This window comes from Verrucosispora sp. SN26_14.1 (assembly GCF_004307965.1).
Classification (GTDB): domain Bacteria; phylum Actinomycetota; class Actinomycetes; order Mycobacteriales; family Micromonosporaceae; genus Micromonospora.
This window is the reverse complement of the sequence record NZ_SISL01000441.1, coordinates 1-4,888: the sequence shown is the minus strand read 5'-3', so window position 1 is coordinate 4,888 and position 4,888 is coordinate 1. Positions and strand designations below refer to the sequence as shown.

Here is a 4,888-nt window from a genome sequence, read left to right as displayed (position 1 = left end):
CGACGACCCGTCGAACGCGAGACCATCAGTGAAGAAGTTGTCGTCGACAGACTCCACCGGCAGATTGAAATGCTGCATCACACCCGGCAGGTCACAGAAACGTACGTCGACGAACTTCACGTCCTCGGTCGCCAGATAGCGCGGAAGCTCCTGCGGGTCGGTGAACATGGAGTCCTCCCACGGTGGTCCGGACATCGGCCAGGTCGGCGGCCTGACCTGCGCGGTCGGCGAGCCGTCACCTGACGGTACGACGACGTGCGGCGTCACGTCGGCCATCCGCCCGGCTTCGCCCGGGCTCAGCCGGTCACGGCGCTACTGGGCCGGTCACGGCGCTGCCGGGCCGGTCGCCGTCAATGGGCCGGTCACGGCGACGCCTGCGGGCCGGTCGTTCGACGGGTACGACTCAGACCCGGGTGGTACGCGGCGCGACGGCCGGGGGCCGACGGCGCGGGTACGGGGCGTCCGGCAGGCCCAGCAGGGCGGTGATCGCCCGCCCGCAGCGCCGGGCGGCGTGGCCGTCGCCGAAGGCCCGGCTCTGCATGGCCGGTGTCGGGTGGTCGAGCCGGTCGCGCACCGCGCGGACGATCCGGTCGGGGTCGGTGCCGACCAGGTCGCCCAGGTGCTGCGCGACGATCTCCGGCCGTTCGGTCGCGGCCCGGGTCACCACGACGGGTACGCCGAGGCTGGCGGCCTCCTCCTGCAGGCCCCCGGAGTCGGTGACGACCACCCGGGCGGCGCGGAGCAGGCCGATCATGTCGGGGTAGGGGAGCGGGTGCAGGAGGCGGACGTTCGACGCGCCCTCGACGCCGGCCCGCACCTGTGCGGCCAGGTGCGGGTTCGGATGGGTGATGAGGGCCAGCTCGACGTCGGTGTGTGTCGCGGTGACCCGGGTCAGCGCCCGCAGCACCTGGCTGATCCCGGTGCCCCAGTTCTCCCGCCGGTGCGCGGTCGCCACGATCAGTCGACGATCGGGGTCCACCCAGGACGGTACGCGGGCCAGGCCCTCGCGGAGCAGGGTGTGCACGGCGTCCACCACGGTGTTGCCGGTGACCACGACGCGGTCGGCGGGTACTCCTTCGGCCAGCAGGTTGTCCCGTGCGGTGGTGGTCGGGGCCAGGTGCAGCGCGGCGATCCGGGCGAGCATGGCCCGGTTGGCCTCCTCGGGGAAGGGCTGCGTGAGGTCGTGGCTGCGGAGGCCGGCTTCCAGATGGATCACCGGTATCCGGTTCCAGAAGGCCACCAGCCCGCCGACCAGCGCGGTGGTGGTGTCCCCGTGCACCACCACCGCGTCCGGCCGGTGGAGGGCGAACAGGCCCTCCACGGCGGTGCTCAACCCGGCGGCGAGCTCGGCGAGCGTGCCGGTGTCCCGGGCGACGCTCAGGGTGGCTGTGGCGTGGAGCCGGAACGGCGCCAACGCCTCGTCCACCCGGCCGGGTTGCTGGCCGGTGTCGACCACCGTCACCGTCAGGCGTGGGTCGTGACAGAGCAGGCGCACCACTGGCGCGATCTTGACACCCTCGGGACGGGTGCCGGCCAGGACCATGATCTGGCGGGGCCCCACTCTGTCACGACCCATCGGTCAGCTCCGGCGCGCGGCGCGGTGACGGCGCAGGAAGAAGCCACCGGCGCCGGCGACGACCGCGCCGAGACCGAGGGCGACCGGAGCGCCGGCCAGCGGGATCACCGGGATGGGCGGCGCCACGGCGTTGACGCCGCAGCTGGAGGTGCCGATGACCACCGAGGCGAGCGCGCCGCCCAGGGCGGACAGGTCCAGGGCGGTGACCGTCAGTTGCCCGGTCGTCGAGCTGGTCTGGCCGTTCAGGGTCAGGTTCAGCAGCCCCGGAACGCTCAACCCGGTGTTGGGCGCCGGGTTGGCGGGCAGGCTGAGCAGCGTCGTCGGGATGCCCAGCAGGGTCGAGACGATGCGCGCGTTGACCAGGGTCGCCGAGCCGCTCGCCGACGGGCTGCTGGTCGCGGTGCACTCGGAGTAGATGGCGTCCGCCACGAGGCTGATCGTGGCGAGCCCGTTGGTGCCCAGCGTGAGGGTCACCTCGGAGCCGGGGGTCACGATGCACGAGCCGCCGGCCCCGATGGTGATGGCGCCACCGGCACCGAGCACGCCGGCACAGGCGGCGGAGGTGCCGTCGTTGTAGGCGCGGACGGACTGCCCGAGCACACCGGCGGTGATGACGGTCTGACCGCCGAGCACGGCCAGCGGCGGGTTCGTGTTGCCCGAGATCGACTCCGTGGTGCCGTCGTTGGTGGCGCTCGCGGTGCCGGAACTCGCCAGACCGCCTCCGACGAGGCTGATCTGCAGTGCGGAGGCGCTGGACTGCGAGGTGTCGGCCATCGCTGGCGACGCGACGGCCAGGGCCATCACCAGACCACCGGCGATCGCCGTCGCAGCCCGGGCGACGCCGGACCTTACTTTGTGCATGTGAGATCTCTCTTTCTGCTTCTGACGGTGACGTCGGGGCGGTCGAACGGGGTGGGCTGCACCGGGGGTTGCGGCACGGAGACCATGCCGCGCGGGCGGTAGTGCGGGCGCCGAACGGTGGCGGTGCCGATGGCGGTGCCGGAGCCCGTGACAGGGCCGGCGGCCGTGACAGGGCCGGCGGTCCTGGCAGAGCCCGTGCCGGTGGCGGCGGGTGCCGGTGGGGCGGCCACGTCGTCGGGGGCCGGGGTCTGGTCGGCGTCGCGGGCGGTCTTCTGCCACTCCGAGCGGGAGGTGAGCATCCGGGCGAAGGCGAACCAGACGGCCACCGACTGCACGTAGCTGTAGAGCCAGTGACTGACCCCGAGGCCGATCGCGGCGGAGACGGAGAGGTGTGGTTCGGAGCGGTTGCGGTAGACCAGGCCCCAGATCGCGAAGGGCAGGACCCCGAAGACCACGATCAGCGGCAGTACGCCCCAACCACCCGCCGTCCACCAACCCGTCAGGCCGCCCGGTGTCCGGGAGACGTACCAGCCGAGGACGGCGAGGCAGCCGAGGTAGACCGGGGTGCCGAGAAGCTGGAACCACGGTGCCGCGAGGAAGTGGGCGATCTCCAGGGTGGCCGAGTTGCTGACCCGCCGGGAGTGCAGCACGGCGGCGAGATAACGACCGCACTGCATCGAGCCCTGGGCCCAGCGGGTCCGCTGACGGATCAGGGGCCGGATCCTGGTCAGCGCCTCCTGGGCGACCCAGCTCTCCGCGCAGTACTCGGTGCGGCTGCCCTGGAGCAGGATGTGCAGGCCGAGTTCGAAGTCCTCCAGCAGGGCCCCGTGCCAGGGTGTGCCGTGCTCGGCGGCGAGCTGCTTGAGCAGCGACACCCGGGTGAACTGGCCGTTGCCGCCCATCGCCACGCTCGCGGTGTAGCGGCGCAGCGACTGCATCGCGGCGATCGGCGCCCGGAACTCCATGTCCTGCAACCGGACCAGCAGCCGGGCCAGGCGGCCCATTCCGGCGGTCGGGCGGGCGCACTGGATCATGCGGACCTCGACCTGGACGGCGGCGACCGAAATGGAGCCGAAGTAGCGCGGGCCGGCGAGCGCGGAACGGCACCGGGGGTCCAGGTAGCTGTCGGCGTCGAGGACACCGAGGATGACCCGTTCCGGGTCGACGTCCGCCGGCAGGTGGCGTTCGATCGTCTGCCACGCGGCGTTCAGCGCCGCGCCCTTACCCAGGACGGCGTCGGGCAACCGGCGGGAGACGACCCGGACGCGGGGATCGCCGGAGAAGGACTGCAGGACGGCGTCGGTGCCGTCGTCGGAGGCGTCGTCGACACACCAGACGGTGACGTCCGGCAGGTCACGCAGCAGCCGGTGCAGGGTGTCCGCGATGACACTGGCCTCGTTGCGGCACGGGATGACGATGTGCCAGTCGAAGCCGGTGTGGTCGCAGCCCTGGGAGCGCGGGGTCCGCAGGTGCAGCACCAGGATGCTCAGCACGTACGCGCAGAAGTAGACGCAGAGCAGGAACGCCGCCGTGTTCAGGACGGCCAGGGACTGGATCTCAACGGGCACCGGCGGACCTCCGTACCCGGCCGCCGCGTCCCACCAGGAAGAGGAAGACGATGGCGACGGCGATCAGCCCGACGGTGCTGATCGCCGAGCCGATCAGGACATGGCTGCGCTGGTAGCCGACCTCGAAGCCCCACAGCCGCATCGAGGCGACGACGGCGGCGAGGCGCATCTGGTTGACCACCACGAGCAGCCCGACGGCGAGTGCCACCGCGACCAGGCCCCGGGTCAGGGTCACCCGCCGGAAGCCGACCAGCAGTGCGGCCAGCACGAACGGCGGTATCAGCAACAGCGCCACCGAACATCCGGTGGAGACCAGGAAACCGACCCAGCGCTGGTCCAGCGGGAAGATGACGGCCGCGCCGATGGAGTCGGTGTCGGCGAGCCCGATCGCGGCGACGAGCCGCGCGTTCAGCCACGCCTCGACCACTGCCACGTCGTGCCACCGCTTGAGCAGCAGGGCGCCCAGGGCGACGCCGCAGACGGCGCCGAGCGCCGCCTGCAGCCAGCTCGCCACGGTGGACCGGGTGGTCGGCCGGTCGTTCATCTGGGTCGGCTCACGAAGGTGGCGAGCCACAGGGCGGCACCGAGCAGGACCAGCCCGATCCCCACGAGCAGCCAGGACTGAATCGCCACTCCGGTCGTCGCGAGACCTCCGCCGATCGCCGGACCTTTCGTCGGGTACATCCGCCGTCACCTCTCCGTTGGAACGCTGCCCCCAAGCGGGCCAAAGCGAACATATCGGACAGAACCGTACGTAGCGGATGTTCCTAGAACGTGACGAAAGCTCGGGACCGGGACGGGCTCCGGGCCCGATCGGCGGGGTGTGCGAAGCGGCCCGGGTCGGCGGCGCCGGCACCGGCCGGATTCCCGTCACCATCGCCGG

The 4,888-nt window shown here is 72.1% G+C and carries 6 protein-coding genes; all 6 read right to left on the bottom strand.

What is annotated here, in order from left to right:
• On the bottom strand, positions 1 to 195 hold a 195-nt coding region (locus EYA84_RS26520), incomplete at its 3' end, for a glutamine synthetase beta-grasp domain-containing protein (RefSeq protein ID WP_236145968.1).
• A 208-nt stretch (positions 196 to 403) separates the two neighbouring features.
• On the bottom strand, positions 404 to 1,576 hold the full coding sequence (wecB, locus tag EYA84_RS26515) for a non-hydrolyzing UDP-N-acetylglucosamine 2-epimerase (protein ID WP_131056405.1): 1,173 nt from the start codon (positions 1,574 to 1,576) through the stop codon (positions 404 to 406).
• A gap of 3 nt (positions 1,577 to 1,579) precedes the next feature.
• On the bottom strand, positions 1,580 to 2,437 hold the full coding sequence (locus EYA84_RS26510; protein ID WP_131056403.1) for a choice-of-anchor P family protein: 858 nt from the start codon (positions 2,435 to 2,437) through the stop codon (positions 1,580 to 1,582).
• Positions 2,425 to 4,005, bottom strand: a complete 1,581-nt coding sequence (locus tag EYA84_RS26505; RefSeq protein ID WP_131056401.1) for a glycosyltransferase family 2 protein — start codon at positions 4,003 to 4,005, stop codon at positions 2,425 to 2,427. The genes EYA84_RS26510 and EYA84_RS26505 overlap by 13 nt, the downstream gene beginning before the upstream one ends.
• Entirely contained in the window at positions 3,995 to 4,549 is a 555-nt protein-coding gene (locus EYA84_RS26500) for a hypothetical protein (RefSeq protein WP_131056399.1), read from the bottom strand. The genes EYA84_RS26505 and EYA84_RS26500 overlap by 11 nt, the downstream gene beginning before the upstream one ends.
• On the bottom strand, positions 4,546 to 4,689 hold the full coding sequence (locus tag EYA84_RS32685) for a hypothetical protein (RefSeq protein ID WP_161595048.1): 144 nt from the start codon (positions 4,687 to 4,689) through the stop codon (positions 4,546 to 4,548). Before EYA84_RS32685 ends, EYA84_RS26500 begins: the two co-directional genes overlap by 4 nt.
• Positions 4,690 to 4,888 lie beyond the last annotated feature (199 nt).

Excerpts from the sequence above, each read along its gene's own strand:
- wecB (WP_131056405.1), bottom strand. The coding sequence starts at position 1,576 with ATGGGTCGTGACAGAGTGGGGCCCCGCCAGATCATGGTCCTGGCCGGC.
- EYA84_RS26510 (WP_131056403.1), bottom strand. The coding sequence starts at position 2,437 with ATGCACAAAGTAAGGTCCGGCGTCGCCCGGGCTGCGACGGCGATCGCC.
- EYA84_RS26500 (WP_131056399.1), bottom strand. The coding sequence starts at position 4,549 with ATGAACGACCGGCCGACCACCCGGTCCACCGTGGCGAGCTGGCTGCAG.
- EYA84_RS32685 (WP_161595048.1), bottom strand. The coding sequence starts at position 4,689 with ATGTACCCGACGAAAGGTCCGGCGATCGGCGGAGGTCTCGCGACGACC.